The sequence below is a fragment of the Fructilactobacillus sp. X8R1C1 genome, from assembly GCF_059900945.1.
In genome coordinates this window covers 98,789-121,541 of record NZ_JBWXVH010000005.1, presented here as the reverse complement: position 1 = coordinate 121,541, position 22,753 = coordinate 98,789, and the positions used below count along the sequence as shown (strand labels likewise).

Annotated in this window: 22 protein-coding genes and 1 tRNA gene; 4 read left to right on the top strand and 19 right to left on the bottom strand. The window is 41.0% G+C overall.

Annotated features, from left to right (window positions below; all coding sequences use genetic code 11):
* Positions 1-71 precede the first annotated feature (71 nt).
* Positions 72-791: a nicotinamide mononucleotide transporter gene (locus AC6UD1_RS05920; RefSeq protein WP_500707537.1), complete on the bottom strand. Its 720-nt coding sequence runs from the start codon at positions 789-791 to the stop codon at positions 72-74.
* A 166-nt stretch (positions 792-957) separates the two neighbouring features.
* Entirely contained in the window at positions 958-1,608 is a 651-nt protein-coding gene (locus AC6UD1_RS05915) for a TVP38/TMEM64 family protein (RefSeq protein WP_500701453.1), read from the bottom strand.
* Between the two features lie 232 nt (positions 1,609-1,840).
* Here AC6UD1_RS05915 and AC6UD1_RS05910 point away from each other — a divergent pair, with 232 nt between their 5' ends.
* A complete protein-coding gene (locus AC6UD1_RS05910) occupies positions 1,841-2,980 on the top strand; it encodes a trans-sulfuration enzyme family protein (protein ID WP_500707536.1) in 1,140 nt (379 codons plus the stop codon).
* Between the two features lie 154 nt (positions 2,981-3,134).
* Here AC6UD1_RS05910 and AC6UD1_RS05905 read toward each other — a convergent pair whose 3' ends face one another.
* Complete coding sequence (locus AC6UD1_RS05905) at positions 3,135-3,992, bottom strand: DUF8370 family protein (protein ID WP_500707535.1); 858 nt, start codon at positions 3,990-3,992, stop codon at positions 3,135-3,137.
* A 345-nt stretch (positions 3,993-4,337) separates the two neighbouring features.
* Between AC6UD1_RS05905 and AC6UD1_RS05900 the strand changes: the two genes are divergently transcribed.
* Positions 4,338-5,258: an L-lactate dehydrogenase gene (locus tag AC6UD1_RS05900; RefSeq protein ID WP_500707534.1), complete on the top strand. Its 921-nt coding sequence runs from the start codon at positions 4,338-4,340 to the stop codon at positions 5,256-5,258.
* Between the two features lie 275 nt (positions 5,259-5,533).
* On the opposite strand, the gene AC6UD1_RS05895 is transcribed toward AC6UD1_RS05900, so the two are convergent.
* The 7 genes from AC6UD1_RS05895 to AC6UD1_RS05865 all read right to left on the bottom strand — a co-directional run bounded on the left by AC6UD1_RS05895 (position 5,534) and on the right by AC6UD1_RS05865 (position 11,111).
* A tRNA-Lys gene (locus AC6UD1_RS05895) sits at positions 5,534-5,607 on the bottom strand.
* Between the two features lie 98 nt (positions 5,608-5,705).
* Positions 5,706-7,034 carry a D-alanyl-D-alanine carboxypeptidase family protein gene (locus tag AC6UD1_RS05890; protein WP_500707533.1) on the bottom strand — a complete coding sequence of 443 codons (1,329 nt, stop codon included), beginning with the start codon at positions 7,032-7,034 and terminating at the stop codon, positions 5,706-5,708.
* Between the two features lie 160 nt (positions 7,035-7,194).
* Positions 7,195-7,692: a hypothetical protein gene (locus AC6UD1_RS05885; RefSeq protein WP_500707532.1), complete on the bottom strand. Its 498-nt coding sequence runs from the start codon at positions 7,690-7,692 to the stop codon at positions 7,195-7,197.
* Positions 7,693-7,801: 109 nt separating this feature from the next.
* Positions 7,802-8,608 carry a phosphonate ABC transporter, permease protein PhnE gene (gene phnE / locus AC6UD1_RS05880; protein ID WP_500707531.1) on the bottom strand — a complete coding sequence of 269 codons (807 nt, stop codon included), beginning with the start codon at positions 8,606-8,608 and terminating at the stop codon, positions 7,802-7,804.
* A complete protein-coding gene (phnE, locus tag AC6UD1_RS05875; protein ID WP_500701441.1) occupies positions 8,605-9,399 on the bottom strand; it encodes a phosphonate ABC transporter, permease protein PhnE in 795 nt (264 codons plus the stop codon). Before phnE (AC6UD1_RS05875) ends, phnE (AC6UD1_RS05880) begins: the two co-directional genes overlap by 4 nt.
* On the bottom strand, positions 9,399-10,163 hold the full coding sequence (gene phnC, locus AC6UD1_RS05870) for a phosphonate ABC transporter ATP-binding protein (RefSeq protein ID WP_500707576.1): 765 nt from the start codon (positions 10,161-10,163) through the stop codon (positions 9,399-9,401). Before phnC ends, phnE (AC6UD1_RS05875) begins: the two co-directional genes overlap by 1 nt.
* 9 nt (positions 10,164-10,172) lie before the next feature.
* Positions 10,173-11,111: a phosphate/phosphite/phosphonate ABC transporter substrate-binding protein gene (locus AC6UD1_RS05865; protein ID WP_500707530.1), complete on the bottom strand. Its 939-nt coding sequence runs from the start codon at positions 11,109-11,111 to the stop codon at positions 10,173-10,175.
* Positions 11,112-11,817: 706 nt separating this feature from the next.
* On the opposite strand from AC6UD1_RS05865, the gene AC6UD1_RS05860 reads away from it, so the two are divergent.
* Both AC6UD1_RS05860 and AC6UD1_RS05855 read left to right on the top strand, forming a co-directional pair.
* Positions 11,818-12,105 carry an ArsR/SmtB family transcription factor gene (locus AC6UD1_RS05860; RefSeq protein ID WP_500695935.1) on the top strand — a complete coding sequence of 96 codons (288 nt, stop codon included), beginning with the start codon at positions 11,818-11,820 and terminating at the stop codon, positions 12,103-12,105.
* 117 nt (positions 12,106-12,222) lie between these two features.
* Complete coding sequence (locus tag AC6UD1_RS05855; RefSeq protein WP_500707529.1) at positions 12,223-13,719, top strand: MFS transporter; 1,497 nt, start codon at positions 12,223-12,225, stop codon at positions 13,717-13,719.
* A gap of 16 nt (positions 13,720-13,735) precedes the next feature.
* On the opposite strand, the gene AC6UD1_RS05850 is transcribed toward AC6UD1_RS05855, so the two are convergent.
* The 9 genes from AC6UD1_RS05850 to jag form a co-directional block, all read right to left on the bottom strand.
* Complete coding sequence (locus AC6UD1_RS05850; protein WP_500699711.1) at positions 13,736-13,882, bottom strand: hypothetical protein; 147 nt, start codon at positions 13,880-13,882, stop codon at positions 13,736-13,738.
* Between the two features lie 138 nt (positions 13,883-14,020).
* A complete protein-coding gene (locus tag AC6UD1_RS05845) occupies positions 14,021-14,590 on the bottom strand; it encodes an LOG family protein (protein ID WP_500699710.1) in 570 nt (189 codons plus the stop codon).
* A 116-nt stretch (positions 14,591-14,706) separates the two neighbouring features.
* Entirely contained in the window at positions 14,707-15,324 is a 618-nt protein-coding gene (locus tag AC6UD1_RS05840; protein ID WP_500707528.1) for an NADPH-dependent FMN reductase, read from the bottom strand.
* Positions 15,325-15,422: 98 nt separating this feature from the next.
* Positions 15,423-17,057 carry a ribokinase gene (gene rbsK, locus AC6UD1_RS05835; protein ID WP_500707527.1) on the bottom strand — a complete coding sequence of 545 codons (1,635 nt, stop codon included), beginning with the start codon at positions 17,055-17,057 and terminating at the stop codon, positions 15,423-15,425.
* A gap of 134 nt (positions 17,058-17,191) precedes the next feature.
* Positions 17,192-17,350 carry a hypothetical protein gene (locus AC6UD1_RS05830; RefSeq protein ID WP_500707526.1) on the bottom strand — a complete coding sequence of 53 codons (159 nt, stop codon included), beginning with the start codon at positions 17,348-17,350 and terminating at the stop codon, positions 17,192-17,194.
* A gap of 91 nt (positions 17,351-17,441) precedes the next feature.
* Positions 17,442-18,326 carry an ROK family protein gene (locus AC6UD1_RS05825; protein ID WP_500694214.1) on the bottom strand — a complete coding sequence of 295 codons (885 nt, stop codon included), beginning with the start codon at positions 18,324-18,326 and terminating at the stop codon, positions 17,442-17,444.
* A 152-nt stretch (positions 18,327-18,478) separates the two neighbouring features.
* On the bottom strand, positions 18,479-20,407 hold the full coding sequence (gene mnmG, locus AC6UD1_RS05820; RefSeq protein ID WP_500707525.1) for a tRNA uridine-5-carboxymethylaminomethyl(34) synthesis enzyme MnmG: 1,929 nt from the start codon (positions 20,405-20,407) through the stop codon (positions 18,479-18,481).
* 26 nt (positions 20,408-20,433) lie between these two features.
* The gene (gene mnmE / locus AC6UD1_RS05815; protein ID WP_500694212.1) at positions 20,434-21,831 is read right to left on the bottom strand and encodes a tRNA uridine-5-carboxymethylaminomethyl(34) synthesis GTPase MnmE; all 1,398 of its coding nucleotides are present in this window, start codon (positions 21,829-21,831) and stop codon (positions 20,434-20,436) included.
* A gap of 145 nt (positions 21,832-21,976) precedes the next feature.
* On the bottom strand, positions 21,977-22,696 hold the full coding sequence (gene jag / locus AC6UD1_RS05810; protein ID WP_500707524.1) for an RNA-binding cell elongation regulator Jag/EloR: 720 nt from the start codon (positions 22,694-22,696) through the stop codon (positions 21,977-21,979).
* Positions 22,697-22,753: the final 57 nt, after the last annotated feature.

The window sequence follows — 22,753 nt, the reverse complement described above, 5'->3', positions numbered from 1 at the left end:
ATATTGTGATGGAATAAACTTTAATTATGTATAAAAAAGAGAACCCAAATAAATGGATTCCCCTTACTTAATTATTTAATTTTTGCTGGATTCAAGATTGGCTTCTCCCAGAAATCAAGCGCACAAATCGAGTTAATAATGTAATAGATGTATTTGCCAACGTTTGCAAAGTTACCCTGCACGATGGCTTTTAGTAACTGGATCAGATTGTAGACGAACCAGTACTTCCACTGAACGGTCAGTTTCATCGCGTTTAAAATGTTCGCCGAAAGCGACAAATCAAACGCAATCACAACAATCCAGAATAACAAATGCGTGTAACCATTAGGCCAGCCCACTAAATTAGCCGCAAACGAAAATACCAGACTCAAAAGTAAAATGCTGGTCATGACAACCCACTTCTTGACGCCCGTATACGGTTTGGTCGCCTTGTACTTAGCGGTCTTCATCCACTTGTTAATCGCAAACGTGTAGATGATGAAAGTCACCGGATAGGTCACAACCGCCGCTTTATTACCTAAAACGTAGTCAATAAAGCCGGACAACACTACGTTAATGATGCCAATCACATTGCCGAGGTTATTCATTCTCCCAGTTAAACGCGTTGAATAAATGGAGAGGACGGCGTTTACAATCGAAATAATTCCAAACGGAACAAAGACCGCCCAGGAACCCCAGTGCGTGACGTCTGCCAGATTCTCCGTCAGATAACCACTCGCAATCGACGCAATTACCACGATTGCGACTCCAACTAGGTCAAACCATCGACTTTTTGCTAATGCATGTAACATTATGAACATCTCCTCATTGTTTTTAGCGAGGCGTATCGGAAGCAACCCTCGTTATTTAGTTTTTTGTTACAAACAATTGAACGGCTTGATTATAACACCATTATCATTACTAGAAGCCAAATTTTGAACGTAAAAAAAGACAACCCGGATGGATTGCCTAATTAATCTAGTTCGATTTGCTTTGACTATCTTTCGCTGTTTCTTGATGCTTAGTCTTAGAACTATCTTTATTTGTAAAGTGATTAATAACCATGTGTAAAACAATAATAAACAGAATGGCACCAACTAGGACGCCGACAATTCGCTTCAAACTACCGTTAATGATGTACATCCCACCAACGATATAAATAATTGACTGTGGGATTGACCCAATCACAACCGCTAGAACCAGTAGTTTGCGTGATATTTTGAACCGTGAAGCCGCGTAACTAATTAAATAAACGGGGAAGAACGGGATGGCATAACCAATACACAGAATGATAAAGGGATGCTTAACGTTACTAAAACTCAATTCTTTATCTCGATAATTACTTGCGATATTACGGACGGACTTAATCAACTTAACACTGCATAGTCCACCAAGGGTTAACCCAATTAAATTAATAAAAAAGCCCAAAACGTTCCCGAAACAAATACCGGCTAGCACACAGATTACTTGATAAGGAACAAACGGTAACAGCGTCGCAAACGTTAAAACAATTAAAAACAGAGCCGCATCAATGACCCCATGCTCATGAATTTCTTTGACGGCCACGCCCCGCTGACTCGGATCAAAAAACATCCGAATCTGTGGAAAATAATCTTTAAACAGAATCACTAATCCAATAACAACGATAATCGCTAAAAGACAATATACGATTTTCTTGTTTTCTAATTTTTTTATGATGATAAACTTCCCCTAACATTAATTGAATAGGGAGATTCTAACACATGTCACGAAACGATAAAACCGATTTTACAAAATTAAATTCGATAATGCCATTTCTTTTCTAACTTTCATCACTAGTCTATAATCAATCCTAATAGTCACATTCAAGGAGGTTTTTACTTTGCACATTGATACAAAATTAATTCACGGAGGGATCACTGGTGACAAGGAAACGGGAGCCGTTTCCGTCCCGGTCTATCGCGCCTCAACTTTCAAACAAACTAAGCTGGGCGGCAATCCACGCTGGGAATACTCACGGACGGGCAATCCGACCCGTTACGCCTTTGAAACCCAAATGGCAGAACTTGAAAACGGAACTGCCGGCTTTGCCTTCAGTTCGGGGACCGCTGCCATCAATACCATCCTTTCGATGTATTCCAAGGGTGACCACATCATTGTCGGACAAGACCTGTACGGCGGGACGATTCGTCTGATTAATCAAGTAATGAAACGTTTCGGACTTGAGTTCACGGCCGTTGACATGCAGGACACTGACGCCGTCAAGGCTGCCTTTCAGCCCAACACTAAGGCCATTTACTTCGAGACTCCCACGAATCCACTGCTGACGGTAGCCGACATTCATAAACTATCCGAAATGGCGAAAGAGCATGGTGCCAAAACCATCGTCGATAACACCTTTGCGACGCCTTACAATCAGAACCCGTTGGATTTGGGTGCTGACGTGGTGGTTCACTCAGCTACAAAGTATCTCGGTGGACACAGTGACGTCGTGGCAGGTGTTGCCGTCACCAATGATGACCAGATTGCCGAACAGTTGGCCTTTCTGCAGAATTCCATCGGTAGTACACTTGGACCAGATGACAGTTGGTTGGTTCAACGTGGCATTAAGACGCTGGGTGCTCGCATGCGGGTTCACCAGGATAACACCAATGCGATTCTTGATTTTCTCAAAAATGAACCCAAAGTTGCGAAGGTTTACTATCCTGGTGATCCTGACAATCCGAACTACGAAGTGGCAAAGAAACAGATGCGTAACTTTGGTCCCATGATTTCGTTTGAACTTCAACCAGGACTGTCAGCGAAAACCTTTGTCGAAAGTTTGAAAATCATCACCCTGGCCGAAAGCCTTGGCGGCGTGGAAAGCTTGATTGAGGTTCCAGCGGTCATGACCCACGGTTCCGTTCCAAGAGCAGAACGTTTAAAGGACGGAATTGCTGACGGTCTGATTCGCTTGTCAGTCGGAATTGAGGATAAAGAAGATTTACTGGACGATTTGAAACAGGCGTTTGATAAAATTTAGGAAACAAAGAGCTAGCATATTTAGATACGAATATGCTAGCCCTTTTATTTTGCCGAATGATATTTTTTAATCATGAGGTAACAAATTAACCGAATTTAAAAGAACGTTTCAAATTATCTAAAAATCTCAAAGACACTATAATCTTAATCATTAATTATACCAAATTATTATTCCATGCAATATATGTCAAAAGAAAGCCCGGATGATCAAGACAATATTGCAAAGCAATTTGCTTTTCATTCATATTGGGAAACTCTTGAGATTTGCGATCCTTTTTGTAGTCTTTAATAGATATATTCTTTTCATTTACCATTCTTTCATTATAATCATCCGTTAATTGTTTAAACAAACTCCACATAAAACTACTATAACTAATTCCTGTAGGTTCGGTTAGTGCTCTAGGAACAAAGACAGTTTCATTTCCATCAATAAGTGGTTCTCGAAACATATCATTATTCCAACTATGTCTTTCTAAATCCCAATATTGTCTGTTAACCATTAAAAAGTCATTTTCGTTAGAATATTGATTGTATAATTCCCATGTATATTCATTCAACTCTACATATATTATGGAAGTAACTATATCAGAAAGTGTATCTGGCCCTAATCTTGGAACTACAAGAGAAAGTGAGGCCCAAAGATCGTGTGGACCACCATTTTGGTTAATGATTTCATGATATAATTCGCTCAATTCCTCTCTCATTAAGTAAATTGAGGCATTAGCGGGACCCTTCCCTTTAGATCTATGAGATGAAAGTCCTAGATGTGTGGAATTAATCTCATGAATTGAGCATAAGTTAGCTATTTCGTTATCATTAGCATTAATAAGCTGATTAACAAAATCATCCATTTTATTTCGAGCGTCTGGAACAGAAAAAGCTTTTACAATATTTGGTAATGCTTGTCTATAAATTGAAGCTGGATGAATATACATATCAGTATCTGTAGAAGTGTCAACATCGGTAAAACTAACATGGTTATTATCTACATTTAAAAATTGAGAAATTGACATTAATACCAAAACCTTTCCAAATTAGAATGTCTACTCTTTTATTATGCATAATTATCCACCCATTATATTACATTAACGTTACATAAATATTAAAAGTATGTTAACGCTATTGACTTTTGCTTATTACTCTGATATGGTACAGATGTTGTTTTGTCATCTGTACCATATCAGAGTAATAAGTTAGCAACACCAATTAATTATAAATTAACAATTCATTTACTAATTAAAAAAGAGTTCAGATAGTTTACTATTTGAACTCTTTTTCGTATAAGTATTATTTACAATAGAACAATTATCATGACAATCTGTTAAACTAAAACCAAATAATTAATGGGAGGGCATATTATGACTAGAAAAATTGGAATCATTGGTGACGGTCACGTTGGATCAACGGTGGCAAATTACATCGTTGTGAACGGTTTCGCCGATGACTTAGTAATGATTGATAAAAACGACGCCAAGGTCAACGCTGACGCCATTGATTTTCGGGAGGGCATGCCTAATCTACCCTTTCACACCAATATCATTGTGAATGATTACGACGCCCTAAAGGACGCCGACGTTGTTATCTCGGCCCTTGGTAAGATTAAACTGTCAAATAACGACAGCGACAATCGTTTTGCCGAATTATCTTATAACATTGAACAGGTTAAAGAGGTCGCACCTAAGATTCGTGATTCTGGTTTTAATGGCGTTCTAATTGCCATTACCAACCCAGTTGACGTGATTACCCAGTTGTATCAACAAATTACTGGTTTGCCAAAAAAGCAAGTCATTGGAACCGGAACACTCCTAGATTCCGCTAGAATGAAACGTGCCGTTGGTGAAAAACTAGGGATTGATTCACGTTCGGTCACTGGATACAACCTTGGCGAGCACGGTAACTCTCAGTTTACCGCATGGTCGACCGTTCGAGCTCTTGATCAACCAATCGAAAAGTTAGCCAAAAGTCGTCATCTTGATCTCGACACTTTAGATCAGGAAGCGCGCCACGGCGGTTTTAGAGTAATGCAAGGTAAGGGTTACACCAGTTACGGAGTTGCCAGTGCCGCAGTACGACTCGCAAACACCGTGCTCTCTAATGCCCGCACGGTTTTGCCAGTTTCAAACTACCGTTCTGACTATGGTGTTTACTTCTCCTATCCAGTTGTAGTTGGAAGAGACGGCGTAATTGAAGATGTCCCACTTGATTTAACCGATGAAGAGAAGGATAAACTCCAGGCTTCCGCAAACTTTATCAAAAAGAACGTTGAAAAATATAATTAAGAAATAAAAACACACCATAACCACTAGTCTCCTAGCAGTTACGGTGTGTTTTAATACTGTCAGCAATTAAAATCGCCACAGCAGACGTAATAATAAAAAAGCCAATCATAGTGGACTAACTCACCTATGATAATCGCATCCAACTTGCGATGAGAAAAAAGTTAGAGATTTCTTCTCGTTTTTATTATATGGAATAAATGGTTGGGTGTCAATTTAAATAAAATCCATAAAAAAATGATTGCCCCACCAGGCAATCATTTTATTTTACATTTATATGAGCAGCCAAGGACTTGAACCTCAATCTCACGAATAAAGAATTCGTTGCTCTAACAAGTTGAGCTAGCCGCTCGCAAGCAAAACTCAATTACATTTACTAGTATAATGCATATTAGCACGTCCGACAACACTTTTTGCAGTCGATTAATGAAAACTTCATAATTTTAATTACTAGCGACGATGTCGATTAAACTTCCTGATTTGCAGAATTAAGTAGACTAACAACAGAAGGATAACCAGTAATTCAATCGCGCCCATGACCATCTTCATCACATTTACTGGATTGGTCGATTTGTAAACGACGGGGACACTCATGGAACTGTTTGGTAATAAGTCTAATTCATTTTGAGACGCCTGGATGTTAACCGTTCCAACCCTCTCGCCCTTCGTAATTGGAGCAAGTGGCGTTTTGAAAACCCTAGAGTGGTTGGTAGAGACAAAGTCTGTCTTTAATTTTTCACCCTGCGGTAACCAGTACGTTTGAGGTGCAGTCAAGCCAATTTTAGTTTTAGGATTTTGTCCGTTAACAACGTTGACGGTTTTATTTTTAATCACGTTGTCACCAATCGTAATTGGTTCCAGGCTCTGACTGATTTGATTGAGCATTAATTGAGTTTGGGCGAAACGCTGTTCCTTAGGGGCTCCCAAAACGACGGTAATCACGCGGTCGTTGTTGCTGGTACCGGTTCCCACAAAATTCTCGCCAGCGGTATTACTGGTTCCCGTCTTTAATCCGTCAATCTTAAATGGATTAGTTTGGCCCAGAAGTAAGTTAGTGTTCCTGTGTGTCTTTCCATCCCATTCCAACGTGGTCATTGAGGTAGTCTTTAAGATTTGCGGGTATTGAGTAATTAATTTCTGTGCTAATTTAGCTAATTCCTTAGCTGACATCGTATTCTCAGCGTCATCACTTAGTTTAGGATTCTTTAGCGCGCCTAAATCGTGATTAGCCAATCCACATGCGTTATAGAATTGTCCGTTCTTAATTCCCAATTTTTTGACTTCTTGATTCATCATTTGACCGAAGTCGTGGTTAGGACCTGCCAAATATTCGCCAAGTGCCATGGCAGCACCGTTAGCAGAACAAACCAGACTCGCGTCGTACAGTTGTTTAACCGTGTATGATTGACCAGCTTTCAACGGAACGTTAGTAAAATCACGTTTCTGACTCAAATTAGCAACCCCAGGGCTAATTTTGACCTTGCTGTCCCACGAGATCTTTTTTGCTTTTATTTGGTTTAACACAATATATGTAGTAATAAGTTTACTAACGGATGCGATCGGCAACTCTTGGTTAGCGTTTTTGCTATAAATGATCTGGCCGCTGGTGGCATCAACGGCAATGGCACTTTTGGCCTTTATGTTAATTTCATTCTGTGAAATGGGCGGCTGTTTGTTACTAGCATCGACCGTACTAGGATTGAAGATCAGCGGCATGATTAAAAACACCAGCGAAAATATTACGCTCAGCGTCAGTAATTGATATTTTTTACTTTTCAAAATCAAATGACCTCTTTTTATTAAATGATATTTTTTGTAGATAACACTTATACGTCTATTGTACTAAATTAATAAAATAATCAAAATATGCCATTAAAAATAAAAAGCCAATCATCACTGACTAGCTCAATCAAAATATTTCGTTATTCAATATTGATAATTAGTTCCACCACAACATCACATAAACAATAGTGGCAAACGCAAAGAAAATTCCATTAATTACGTACGTTTTCTTGGTTGGATAACACAAGAAATCGATTAAGTTCAGAATTAGGATAATGGGCAACCCAATTATCGTAAAGCCACTCACAATGGAATCAATAAATTGCGGCATTTTCATTCCAATCATGATCAAACCAAGCAGCAACGCGGAAACCACATAAATCAGGTTGACGATAAGCATCCCGACCGAGGCGTACTTACTGTATTTAGTTGAACTTGGCTTATCCTTTTTAAACAGAACGTTATAAAACAAAGCGTAAACCACAGCAAACACCACCATTCCGTAGATTAAAATAATCCAAAACATGGCGGGACTAAGGGTGAGGCTAGTCTTAATGTTTATAACCGCAAACAATTCAGGAAAACTACCGAAAACAATCAAAGCCGAAAGCAATGGTGCCAAGATAAACTTACCTAATGACTTAAGAAATCGCATGTAGACACTCTTCTTTCAATTAAATTCAATCCTTAGGTAAATTATACTATAAACGAAAAAAATACCAACTAACTCCCATTTGGAATTAGTTGGTATTTTACACTATTAATTAAATTAATTTCCTTCTAATGTATCCGGAACAGCCATCAATCACCATGACCATGATGACGATCCCCAATAAGATGATCCCCACTCTGGACCAATTGCGCGTGTTCAACGCCATAATCATTGGCGCCCCAATTCCGCCAGCACCAACCAAACCAAGGATTGAGGCAGCTCGAACTGAAATTTCAAAGCTGTACAAAGTGTATGAAATCAAAGCCGGCAGGATGGTCGGCCACGTCGATAGTGCGAAGACCTGCGGCTTACTGCCACCTGCAGCCACGATAGAGTACTCCGAACTGTGATTCATTTCCTCAATGGATTCTGAAAAGAGTTTCCCTAGCATCCCGATGGAGTGAATCCCAAGTGCCATGACTCCGGCAAAACTACCGGGTCCCACTGCTTTAATGAACATAATGGCTAAAACGATTTCGGGGAAAGCTCGAATGGCGGTCAAAAGGAAGGTTCCCACCTTAGATGTTACGTTGTACTTGCTACTCTTACTATGAGCGGCAAAGAAGGCAAACGGGACACTGATGACAGCGGCAATGATGGTTCCCAAAAATGCAATGGCAAGCGTCATAATCAGCTGGGAAATCAGGTCTTCTCCACTACCATTGTAAATATAGGACCAATCGGGATGAATCAGTCCCATGAAGATGGACTTGGAAACCGTGCCAGCCGATTCCTGAATCTGACTAAATTTCATGTCAGAGAAACACCAGCCATAAATCAAAATGATGATGATTGCCCAAACGATCCAGCTGTAGCGGTCCCATCGTTTTTGTTTTTCGTTAATTTTTGGAAGGGTCACTGTAGTTTCCTCCTCAAGTAATTACTAAGGATGTCAATCACCAGAACCGTTACGAAGGTTGCAAGAATTACAACCGCCGTCTCGGAGTAGTTAAATTCATCGATGGTTTGTTGAAGATACAACCCAAGTCCTCCAGCACCAACGTATCCTAAAACGGTTGATGAACGAACGTTAACTTCTAGGGTATACAGGAAGAAACTACAAAACTGACCCGCAATCTGGGGAATAATCGCTAAGCGAATAATTTGGAGGATGCTGGCACCGGAAGCTTTCATGGCTTCAGCTGGCCCCATATCGACTGTCTCTAATACTTCATAGAACAGTTTGGAAATCATCCCAAACGAGAAGATGGCAAGGGTAATCGTTCCAGTCGTTGGACCAATCCCAAAGATGGCAACTAAGATAGCTGCCAGTAGCAGTGATGGTAACGTTCTGACGATGTCCAGTACGAACCGAGACGTGCCGTGAATAACCTTACTGTGGTCAAGATTCCGAGCGGCCAGAAAAGCGGCGGGAATCGCAAAAACGGTCCCAATCGTGGTTCCAAGGATTGCCATCTGAACGGTCTGAACCAGTGGGTCCCAGATAAAACTAAAGTACGACCAGTCCGGGTTACTCATTTGACCAATCAGAACCCCAAACTGGGCGATGTTCGAGATAAACAAGCTGGGATCAACCCCACAAATTTTCATGGAGTAAACGAACAGAATTATCAGAATGGCAATTACGATGATGCCCTTAACGTGATACTTTTTGACAAAGGACATCTTCGGCATGTCGCTAGTGTGCATTAGCTATTGCCTCCTTCGTAAATCGCCTTCAAATCTTCTGGAGTCGAGTCAGCCGCCGGTTTGTCGAACACCAATTTTCCGTCCCGAATTCCAATAATTCGGTCCGCAAATTCAAGTGCTAGTCCAACTGAATGGAGGTTCACCAGAACAGTATCGTGATCCTTGACGTTTAAATTCTTCAAATCCTGCATAACTCCGTGACTGGTCTTGGGGTCAAGCGAGGCAACTGGTTCGTCAGCCAGAACCAAATCAGGTTCCTGCATCATTGTTCGTGCGATGGCAACCCGTTGCATCTGTCCTCCAGAAAGGGAGTCCGCCCGATCGTATAATTTTTTGAGCATGTTAACGTGCTCAAGTGATCGAACCGCCTTTTCCTTGTCTTCTTTAGTGTACAAACCGAGGAGTGTTTTCCAGATTGGATAGTAGCCAACCCTCCCACTTAAGACGTTTTTTTGAACCGTAAGCCGGTTCACTAAGTTGAAACTTTGAAAAATCATTCCAATTTTTCGGCGAAAGTGACGGAGCGCTTTCCCCTTCAATTTAGAAATATCAGTCCCGTTGATGATAATCTTGCCGTCACTGATGTCCTGCATCCGATTAATGGAACGAAACAGGGTGCTTTTCCCAGCACCCGAAAGTCCAACGACAGCGATGAATTCACCGCGTTTGACGTTAAAACTAATATCATCTAATCCTTTAATACCACTAGGATAAGTTTTGGTAACATGATTAACTTGTAAAATATCCGAATCGCTCAATTTAATCCCTCTCGCCTATTCTTTGGTTTTACTAATCTTGTTAGCTTGGTCCATGTACGAATGAAGTTGCTTAAACTCTGACTTCTTGTACGGAACGTATCCCTCTTCTTGATAAATCTTAAAGATAACGTCATGACCTTCTTTAGTCTTCGCCATGTTCTCGTAGGCCTTTGCGATCTTCTTCTGCCACGACTTCAACATGTCACTTCGACAAGCAACCACGTCATTTGGAATAGCCTTAGTCGTGTAAATAACCTTGGTATCCTTCATAACGTTCGGATTGTCCTTTGAGACTAAGGTTTGAGCTCCTTGGAAAGTAAAGGCAGCATCGTTGTTCTTGTTTAAAACGGACAGTACAGCTTGATCGTAACCGTTGATAACGTCGGTCTTGATGCCATCCTTGTTAATATTAATTCCGTGTTTCATAAGCTCAACGACTGGGTAAATATAACCCGCCGTTGAATTCGTGGTACCCGTGGCAATCTTTTTACCCTTTAAATCGTTGATGTTGTTGATACCACTGTCTTTTCTGACAACAATCGTGGAATAGAAATGATCTGATGACTTGTTAGTGAGTTGCAAAGTCTTCGGATCGCGTGCTTGACGCGTCGCTTGAACGAGGGGAACCACCTTGTAATTCTTTTGCGCTAGGACAAAGTCCCCGGGGTTCATTTCAGAAACATCTAACGTCTTTGAACCCATGGCCTGAATAAGTGAGTTCCCGTCAGTTGAAACCTTGACCGTGACCGGAATATGGAGCTGTTTTTCTAACTGTTTGGCGAGTGGCTTCGCTTCGGCATTGGCCTGCCCAGCGTTCACTGACGGCGTAAAACCAACCGTCAATTTCTTTGGTTTGTAGTTACTAGACTGTTTCCCACATCCAACTAATCCAACCGACAAAAATGTAATGGCAGCACCTGCTGTGATCCATTTCAAAGCTTGCTTGAGTTTCATTACGAGTCCCTCCCAAAAAATTGTTGTACCAGACAAATTAATCATATCATGATGCATACAATTTTCAATAAATATCTTTTAATTGTTCGTATTTTATTTAAATACATATTTTATATGCCCTGTTACACTCAATACATTAATTAATTAACGAATATTGATAATCAATATAATTAGAGCAACCAAAAAGGACAACACTAATAAGTACGAGTTGTCCTTAAGAAAATTTTGTTAGATAAAAATTATTTTTGTTTCACGTGAAACTATTTTAATAATCATTTCATACCAAATAATAATTGACATTCGTCATCAACGGAAATAAAATAAGTGTATACTAAATAAAAAAGAAGAGATGCCGTTATCATCTCTTCTGCATAGGTTTAGTGTGTTATTTGGGTAAAAAGCTAATCTTTGCGGTTAGCTTTTTTTATTATCGCGTATGCTTTAGCAAAGTTAATTGCTGCACGCGAGATAACAAGAACCACTACTGCTAGTGGAACAATCCCAATAACCCACTTTCTTCTGTATTCAAGCGACTCACCTCTTCATTAATTATTAAGGTGGAGATGAGGCTCAACACAGTAAACCTACTAAAGCTCCAATTGGTGATCAAATCAATTATCACTCTGTATATAATCATACCCAATTATTCTAAATAATGGAATAGTTAATTTTTAAAATGAAGTGAAAGGAGAAAGGAGAAAGTTTCTTGGATAATCCTAACGAACAACAATTAGCCAGCATTTTCAAAGCTCTTTCTGAACCAAATCGGATTAAAATTCTCAGAATTCTCATGGAAAATAAAAATGAAATGACATGTGGCGAAGTTAGTTCCCATCTCAATCTATCCTTATCAACCGTCTCTTATCATTTCAAAATTCTCAGACACGCGGGATTAACCAATATGAGAAAAGCTGGGCAAACCAAATACCTATCCGTTAATCAAGACTTAATTAACAAAATTCACTTAAATAATGTTATTGAACAGAAGCCATAATTAGACTTCTGTTTTTATTTTGCTTTCAAGATACTTGCATCCAATTCTAGATGGGACTATTCTAATTATAATTTCGATACTTATCGAAATACATTTTACTAATTAGGAGGAATTACCTTGAAGAAAAAGAAGAAATGGACCAAGAAAAAAGTCCTCATCATCATTTCAGTGTTAATCGCCACGTTCATGACGTCGGTTGAGACCACCATTGTCACTACGGCTTTGCCCTCAATACTGAGTAGTTTGCACGGACTGGCTTTTCAAAGTTGGGTGTTCGCTACATATCTATTAACGACCACACTCAGTACACCCATTTACGGTAAATTAAGTGATCGAATTGGCAGGAAGCCCATTTTTCTCTTCGGCTTAGCAGTTTTCACGATTGGATCAATGGCCTGTGGACTCTCAACGAATATCGGCTTGTTGATTGCGGCGAGAGCCCTTCAAGGCCTGGGCGCAGGAGCCATTATGCCAATCACGTTTACCTTAATTGCCGACACGTTTCCACTAGAAGAACGCTCTAACATGATGGCATGGAACAACACCGCCTGGGGGATTTCAGCCTTAATTGGTCCCATCATTGGTGGTTTTATCGTTGACCAACTTAGCTGGCATTGGATTTTCTTCATCAATGTTCCACTGGGCATCATTGTATTCATTCTAATCTACTTTGGATATGCAGATCCCATTACCAAGAAAACATCCCTTAAAATGGATTATCTTGGCAGTACCTACTTAGCCTTGTTTCTAGTATCACTATTAGTTACCCTTCAATTTTTGAGTGAACAAAAAATCAACTTTGTCTTAATTATTATTGGTTTAATTATTATCTTAGTTTCATTTATCATGTTCATTCGTGCCGAAAGAAAAGCCAGCGATCCTGTTATTCCACTAAAACTATTTAAATCATGGACCTTTTCGGCCCAAATCTTAACGGCTTTACTACTGAGTGGAATTCAATTTGGTTTTCAAATTTACTTTCCAATGTGGTTACAGTCTATATATCGGGTTTCAGCAACGATTGCAGGCTTGGCAATTACACCCAGTCCCTTTGCCTGGTTAATTACATCGTTCTTCGTTGGAACGCTGATTAAGCGTTTCGCTCCAAAGTTCGTTACCATTCCGATTGTGCTTATTCAATTTGCATTTTACCTCATTCTGGTATTCAGTTCCGTCTCCCTACCAATGATTTGGTTCTACATCATTTCAGGTGTCACTGGTGCTGGACTAGGAATCGTAATCACGATGAACACAGTCGTTGCGCAAGCAATCGTGCCCAAAGACAACGTCGGCGTTGCTTCATCAATGATTACTTTGGGGAGGACACTTGGACAAACCGTTATGACTGGTGTATTCGGATTTATCTTTAATCTATCAATCAATCTAGGTCACAACCGCTATCCTGCCATTAACAGCAAACTTCTAAACGGTGTAATTTCATCGAAAAATTCGGCTGGAGTTCATCTTCCAGTTAATATCAGTAATGATATCAATCAGATTCTACTTGGCGCCTTTCATAACGTCTTCTGGTTTGCACTGGTACTATTCATCATTATCGTGGTGGTAAATTTAGCGGATAAGTTGAATAAGCCGTTGGATGTAACAAATAAATAAGTGGTTTCAATATTTATCACAAGTTATCTGCCCACTTATCGAAGTCATCAATATTTCCAATTTTATTAGTTTTGCCGTTAAGAGCATCATTTCTGGCTTGAATATTTGCTAAAGTATCTTTATCATCGCGTACATTGCTTCTAGCTTTTCTTTTCCTTACCATAATTCCATCCCCCTTAGATCAATATTAAGGCATCATGTAAACAATGAAAACATGATATACACATTATTTATTATTAATAATTGAATAAAACTCAAAAAACATCCCCACTTCCAAAAAAGTGAGGATGTTTTTCGTATCTTATTTTGTGTAGGTTCTAATCTTTGGTGCTGTGTATGTGGTCATAAATTCATAGATTTCAGACAACGAATCCGAAAAAAGTAACTTTTTGCGATCTTCCACCGTCAAAAATTCCTTTTCGGTCATTTCATCAAACATTTGTTTAAGCGGGTCGTAGTATCCCTGGACGTTATACAACACGCATGGATCATCATTGTCGCCGATTCGAGCCCATGAAAACGCTTCAGATATCTCTTCTAGAGTCCCAGGACCACCGGGGAGTGCAATACAACCATCCGATTGAGTCAACATTTTCTGTTTGCGAATATCCATGTTGGGAACTACCTCTAAACTATTTAGGCCGTCCATGCTGGCACCACGGTCAACCAGTTCTTTTGGCATAATGCCGTGAACTACTCCACCAAGTTTTAAAACTGTCTTGGCAAGCAATCCCATGAGACCAACACCGCCACCACCATAAACTAACGCTAAGTCATGGTTAACCAACCATTTCGCTAATTTTTTGGTGGCCTCTTGGTATGCTGGATCATTGCCAGGAGCCGCACCACAAAATACTGCAACTGATTTCATATTTTATTTTCCTCATTTCAATTTATTTTTATATTAATAAATGTACCATGTCACTTCAAGTCACTAGCGACAGGTGCCTTGGCAAATTGTTTCATGTGAAACTATCTTAATTTTGTTTATTCATCATAAATACTGGCATCATATTTAAAGGGATGGTCCCTAAATAACTGACTGTAAAACACGATTTCGGAAAAAGCTCGATTTAATTTTCTTATGTCGACGGCTTCCCCGGGAGCATCTTTTAGAAAACTCCCATCGTCAGCAAAATTTTTATCGACCTTTCGAATTAAAGTTGGCTTTGGCAGGGTAAATAGGCCCAGTTGTCCAAGCGTTGGTAACAAAGCCGGATAAGAAGATTGACCACCTCGTGAATTATTAGAATAGGTAATAATCTTGGCCGGTTTGCCCTTGGCTTCAAACGCCAAAAAGTCGAGCGCATTCTTTAAAACAGCCGGAAACGAATGATTATATTCAGGAGCCAAAAAGAGATAACCATCCGCTTTCTTCATGTCATCCACCCATTTTTGTTCATTAGGTTTTAAAATCCGGTTTTGGTTGTCCATTGGCGCAATATCTTCATAAAAAAACGGCAAATCGTAGTCCGCCAAACTAATAAAATTGAAATCAGCATCATTAACCCGCTCAAAATCACCCTGTCGATTACGTAAGTACTTAAAGATCCGACGTCCCAGACTGGCCTTTCTGGAACTACTCAAAATAACGTTAATTGTCATTAAACATCACCTCAACCCATTTTCTAATCATTATACCTTTAAACTCAAAATAAAAAACCGAACCAGCTTTATCGCCAATCCGGAAATTTACTTATCAACTATTTCTTAGCTTCTTCTTTCGGACGATCAATTACCTTGACCTTATCGCCACCGATAATTAACTGATCACAAATATTTAAGAACAGACCGTGTTCAACAACTCCGGTGTAGTTCTTCAAGTTGTGAGCTAACTTTTGTAAGTCAGCATCTTCTGGAATTGTAATGTCGATTAGGTAGTTTCCTGAGTCAGTTTGAAGAATATCACCGTCATCTCTGAAGCGGAACTCTGGCTTGTATCCAGCTTCGTTTAAGTATCGGAAGACACCCATTCCACCGAACGGAATGACTTCAACCGGCAACTTTTGGCCAGCTAAGGTCTTGTGATACTTGGTCGAATCAACGATCCAAACGTTCTTGTCTGACATGGTTGCGACCAACTTCTCAAAGAGTAATGCAGCTCCGCCACCCTTGATTCCGTTGAGCTTGTCGTCAACGGCGTCGGCGCCATCAACCGTTAAGTCCACCCGATCAATGGTGTTAACGTCAAGCATTGGCATTCCAAGACTTTCGGCTAATTTCTCGGTGCCAACTGAAGTGGCGACGCATTGAACGTCTAAGCCCTCTTTTTTGATTCGTTCGTTAATGGCTTTGACGAAGTAGGCAGCAGTACTACCAGATCCAAGTCCTAACACAATATGATTTGGAACTCGAGCAGCGGCGTATTCAGCAGCTTGTTTCTTCTCTTTTTCGATCACTTCTTTGGTCTTGGAAGTCTTGCTGATGACATCCAAGACGTCTTTTTCATAAGGAATGGAGTTCTGCGCTCCAGCCACTTGAACCGTCAGTGATGAGGCATGGTTAGCGTACAACATCGCATCCTTGATGTTAGCACTGTTTAAATCCAAACGTGATGCCAAGGCTCCGATGAAAGTATCACCAGCGGCAGTCGTGTCAACAGCTTTGACTTTAAACGCTGGAATGAAAGCATGACTGGCTGGAGTAGCATAGAATGAACCCTTGTCCCCAACGGTGATGATCACCATTCTAATGCCTAGTTTAAAGAAGTACTCCGCGTTCTTCATCATGGAATCGTCGTCAATCACCTTAATCCCAGTGAGGGCCTCTGCTTCGGTCTCGTTAGGGGTAATAATGTCAGTCAATTGAAGTAATTCTTCTGGTAACTTCTTGGCTGGTGCTGGGTTCAAAATGGTCTGAACCTCATTTTTCTTCGCAATCTTAAATGCTTCGATAATCGTTGGTACTGGAATTTCTAGTTGCGCAATCGCACGGTCCGCATTCTTAATGGCGTCTTCGTGTTGGTCAACGTCCTCCGGTGTCATGGCCATGTTGGCGCCCCCATAAACATAGATGGAATTCTGACCCGTACTATCAACGGTAATGTAAGCCTGTCCAGTCTGTTGCTCATCCGTAGTAATCACGGAATCAAGGTTCATCCCGTCCTTTTTAAATCCTTCCATCATGAATTTGGCATCTTCATCATCACCTAGTTTAGTGATAAAAGTCGTATCGGCACCAGATCTTGCCGCAGCAATTGCCTGATTGGCACCCTTTCCGCCACCATGAGATTCTTGGTGATTCTTCACCGCCAAGGTTTCACCAGGTAACGCATATTTGTCAACGTTTAGAACCTTATCAACGTTGGTAGACCCAATCACAACAACTTTTTTACTCATTTTACTGCCTCCCTATTTGCAACCGCTTTCATTATGTATATCATATCATTGCGGGAAATAGTTGTATATAGATTTAGCTAAAATGATGTTTTTTAAACTTGTTTTCAATAGCAAGTTTATAAACATATGAATTTTCACTCATTTAGCCACTTCAACCCTTCACCAGGATTATCAAACTTCTTATAATCATTACTTTTAATTGCTTTAGTTAAACGTTCAATTGGAGCATCAAATTGTTTTTTTGTTTCAGCATCTACTCTAAAACTAATTTGTGACCTACTAATAAACATCATGATTAATCCTCCTTATTTTTAAGGTACCATAAATGTCAATTTACACAAAAAAAGAGACACCCGCAGGCATCCCTTCAAACAATTTAATTAATTATTTCTTTGATTCATCTAAAGCTTTTTTAGCTAATACGAAATCACCAAAGGTAGCGGAACCGTTGTGTGGTACGACCGGACGACTAATGTATTCGTCAAGGGGACCAACGTCAAGATAGTTATCAAACAACAGATTGAATTGGTCTCTAACCTTTTGCACAAATTGAGGAGTACATACTCCCCCACCAAGCACAATTTGGTCGGGACGGAAGTTAACCGTTAAACTGATAACCCCTTGGGCAATGTAGTACGCAATGATGTTCCAAACTGGATCATCTGGCGGGGTATCTTGACCTTTAATGTTGTTTCGAGCTTCAAAAGTCGGACCAGAAGCAACCCCTTCAAGACAGTCACCATGATAAGGACAAATTCCAGGAAAGTTCATGTCATCTTGGTGTCTCTTAACTCGAATGTGACCAAATTCAGGAGTTCCACGAACCCCTAAGAATTCATCTTTGATGACGGTTCCAGCACCAATCCCAGTTCCATCAGTGATGTAACTAACGGCTTCAATATTTTTATTAGCCTGTTTACGTTTGATGTATTCACCGTAAGCTGAACCGTTAACGTCGGTCGTCCAGTAAATTGGAACCCCAAATTCACGTTTCATGGTTCCAACAAAGTTGACGTTACTCCAACCCTTTTTAGGGGTTTTAATAATCCAACCGTATTTGTCAGAGTCTTTTCGAACGTCGATTGGTCCAAATGATGCAATCCCAAATGCATCAATGTGATCAAACTTCTTAAAGTACTCAACGACCTTTGCTAACGTCTCTTCTGGTGTCGTAGTTGGAATGTGGACACTATCCACAATATTGAAATCGTCATCACCAACCGCACAAACGAACTTTGTTCCACCTGCTTCAATACTTCCATATCGCATAAAAATGATCCCCTTTGCCATTTTTTTGTATCGTTTATTGTTAACAGTATAAAGCGCTTACATATTGATTGCAATAGTTTAATACAAAAATTGTTAAAAACTTAACTTAGAAATAACAAAAAGCCGGACTATTCACGTAGTCCAGCTTGATCTTATTTTTTCTTCGCAATTTTTCCCTGCTGAATGTACACGGAGAGAATGGCAATGTCAGAAGGATTGACCCCACTGATTCGAGCGGCCTGTGCGATCGTCTCCGGTTGGATTTTCTCCAATTTTTGGCGACCCTCAGTTGCGATCCCATCAATTACGGAGTAATCAATGTGATCAGGAATCTTTTTGGATTCCATTTTCTTCATGCGGGTGACCTTATCCTCTTCTTTTTTGATGTAGCCAGCGTACTTCGTTCTAATTTCGACCTGTTCCACCACTTCTGGATCCAATTTTTCGTCGGGTCCCGGAATAAAATCAAGTAACTTTTCGTAATTTACGTATGGCCGACGCAAGAACTGGGCTGCGATGATGCCGTCTTTTAACGGTTTATCACCCTGAGCTTCAACGAACTGGTTGACCTTTTCACCTGGTTTAATCCGTACGGTGTTCAAACGCTTGATTTCATCCTCAACGGCATTACGTTTTTCAACAAACTTGTCATAACGTTCATCTGAAATCAGACCCAACTGGTGACCAATTGGTGTCAGCCGCATATCAGCATTGTCGTTTCTAAGCAGGAGTCGATATTCAGCCCGACTCGTTAGGAGTCGGTACGGTTCGTTGGTTCCCTTTGTAACCAGGTCATCGATTAGAACGCCAATGTATCCTTGGTCTCGCTGCAAAATCAACGGGTCTTTCCCTTGAATCTTAAGGGCAGCGTTAATTCCAGCGATCAAGCCTTGTCCCGCGGCCTCTTCGTATCCCGAGGTTCCGTTGGTTTGACCCGCGCTAAATAATCCACTAACTTTCTTGGTTTCAAGCGTCGGCTTCAACTGATATGGAGAGATAATGTCATACTCAATCGCATAACCGGGACGCATCATCTTCGCGTCTTCAAGGCCCTTCACAGAATGTAACATCTGTTGTTGAACCTCTTCTGGAAGGGAGGTCGACATCCCATCGACGTACCACTCTTCGTTGTGGCGTCCTTCCGGTTCCAAGAAGACCTGATGGCGCTTTTTGTCCGCAAACCGAACGACCTTATCCTCAATTGATGGACAGTAACGGGGACCGACCCCCTCGATGACCCCAGTAAACATTGGGGCGCGATCCAAGTTATCCTTGATAATCTGATGGGTTTCTTCATTAGTGTACGTCAACCAGCACGAAATCTGCTTTGAAACCGGTAAATAATCGGCATACGGAGTGGTGTAACTGAAATGATGGGGCGTTTCGTCGCCCGGTTGCTCCTCCGCTTCATCGTAGTGAATGGTATCACCGTTGACACGCGGTGGAGTTCCCGTCTTAAATCGTTTTAGTTCAAAGCCCAAATCTTCCAGGTTTTCTGAAAGATGAATGGCTGGAATTGAGTTGTTTGGGCCCGAGGAATACATCAGTTCACCAATAATGATCTTACCACGAGCGGCCGTACCAGCACAGATGACCACGGCTTTGGAGTAATATTTGGCACCCGTATTGGTAACCACACCCTCAACCTGATCGTCTTTCACGATCAGACGTTCTACGATTCCCTGACGAAGCGTCAAGTTGGGTTCTTTTTCCAGGGTGTTCTTCATTTCATGATGGTAGGCGTGCTTATCAGCTTGCGCCCGTAAAGCTCTGACGGCGGGACCCTTTCCGGTGTTTAACATCCGCATCTGAATGTAGGTCTTGTCGATGTTTTTCCCCATCTCACCACCAAGGGCGTCGATTTCTCTTACGACCGTTCCCTTAGCGGGGCCACCAACCGACGGATTACATGGCATAAACGCTACCATATCAAGATTAATTGTCACAAGCAGTGTTTTTTGACCCATGCGGGCAGCGGCTAGTGCGGCTTCACAGCCAGCGTGGCCGGCTCCAACGACGATGACGTCGTAATCGCCACCATTGTAGGTCTGCTTCACTTCTTGCTGTATCATTTTATTCATTTAAAAACCTCCATTGAGTCAAAGTCTTATTTACCCAAACAGAACTGACTAAATAATTGATCCAGTAATTCGCCATCGTAACTATCACCGGTAATTTCACCAAGTAAATCCCAAGCGTTCGTCATGTCAATCTGAACTAAATCAACGGGCATCCCGTTATTTAACCCATTTTCAACGGACTGAAGGGAATCACTGGCCTGTTGTAAGAGACTAATATGCCTGGCATTAGTAACCATGACGTCGTTTTGAGAACTCTTAATGCCACCAGTAAAGAACATCTTCGAAATCGTATCCTCTAAGGATTTGGTTCCGTTATCCTTTACGGCTTGGGTCTTAATCACGTTATCAGCATGATAGCGGTTCTTTAACTCATCAACATCAATTTTTTCTGGTAAATCCGTTTTATTCAATAGGATAATCCGCTTGCTGTGCTGCGTCAGATCCAAAAGTTCCCGATCTTCGTCAGTCAACGGTTCACTAGCGTTTAACACTAGTAGTACCAAATCAGCCTGCTTGATGGCTTTTCTAGAACGATCGACTCCAATTTTTTCAACTTTATCGTTAGTATCACGAATCCCAGCGGTATCAACTAGGTGCAAGGGAACGCCAGAAACGTTCACGTATTCGTCTAAAACATCCCGCGTAGTCCCCGGCACGTCGGTTACAATCGCCTTTTCTTCGTGTAAGAGACGGTTCAATAAACTCGACTTACCCACGTTGGGACGTCCAATGATAGCGGTGTTTAAACCGTCTCGTAAGACTTTTCCTTGTTTAGCCGTCTTTAGCAATTGGTCAATCTGCGCCTTTAGTTCCTTGGACTTATCCATTAAAAGCTTCGACGTCATCGTCTCCACGTCATCGTACTCCGGGTAGTCAATGTTGACTTCGACCTGAGCCAGCACGTCTAAGATGTCTTGACGCAGGTGCTTAATTAAATGAGACAGGTTCCCATCGAGCTGATTTAAAGCCGCTTTCATCGATTCGTCAGTCTTCGCTTCAATCAGATCCATGACGGCTTCCGATTGTGAAAGGTCCAGACGTCCGTTTAAAAAGGCCCGCTTAGTGAATTCACCGGGTTCTGCCATTCTGGCACCGTTACTTAAAACCAACTGCAAAATCTTGTTGGTTGCCACAATCCCACCGTGACAGTTAATCTCAATAATATCTTCCTTGGTATACGTCTTAGGCGCTCTCATGACCGATACCATCACTTCATCAACTTCACTGTTGTGGTCTGCTGGATCAACAATGTGACCATAGTTAATCGTGTTTGACGCCACCTTTTCGAGGTTCTTGCCCCGATAAATCTTTTCAGCCACTTTCATTGCATCCGATCCACTAACCCGGACAATCGAAATGCCACCTTCACCAGGTGGGGTCGAAATTGCCGCAATGGTATCGTAATCAGTCGTTGTCAGTGCCATTTGAAAACTCCTTTCTCATTTTTAATCGCATAAAAAAAGTACTTAAACCACGCCCGTTGCGTGGATAAAGTACTTTCACTACTTTACCTATTCGAATTTACAATCCTACACATAATAGGACGAAAGTTTTATTTTGTCAATCATTTTACCGTGGAGCTACTACGATTGAACGATGGGGTTCCCGTCCTGCCGAATATGTCATCACGTAGGGGTTATCTTCCAGCGTCACGTGAATCTGTTTGCGCTCAAAAGATGGCATCGGGTCCAAATAGACCGGCTTTCCGGTGGCGGAAACCTCTCTTGCGGTTCGCTCAGCTAGACTGGTAAGGATCTGAAGTCTCCGACTGCGATAATTAGCCGTATCCAGCTCAACTTCAAGGTAGCTAATCCCCATGTTATTTAGATAAATCCCACTTAACTCCTGTAAGGCATTGATGGTCCGACCGTGTTTGCCAATCAAAAGCCCCTCTTTGGGCGTATCAAAGTTAATGATCACGTGCCGATTGTTTGGCATCTCATAACTTAGCTCGGCCTCAATCCCCATCTGATCAGTAATTGCTTGTAAATATTTAATTAGTCCACTAATAGCTTCAACGTTTCTAGCGTGGCGATCCTCTGTTTGAACTGGATTAGCAACCGCCGTGCTCGCTTCTCTTTTAATTTTTAACTTGCCACCTGCTGGTTTTGGGTCTGGAGCAGATGATTTCATTTCTATTTCAACTTCTGCGGGATGTTTAAAAAGTCCGAAAAATCCCTTACTTGCGGTTTTAATAACTTTAATTTCAACATTATTTCGATTAGTATCAAGTGATTTTAAGCCATTTTTAACGGCTTCTTCGATGGTGGCTCCGGTGTATTTCGTCATTATTGTTCTCCTATTTTTGTAAACGTCTAACGCTATTAATCTTAGCACAAATTAAAT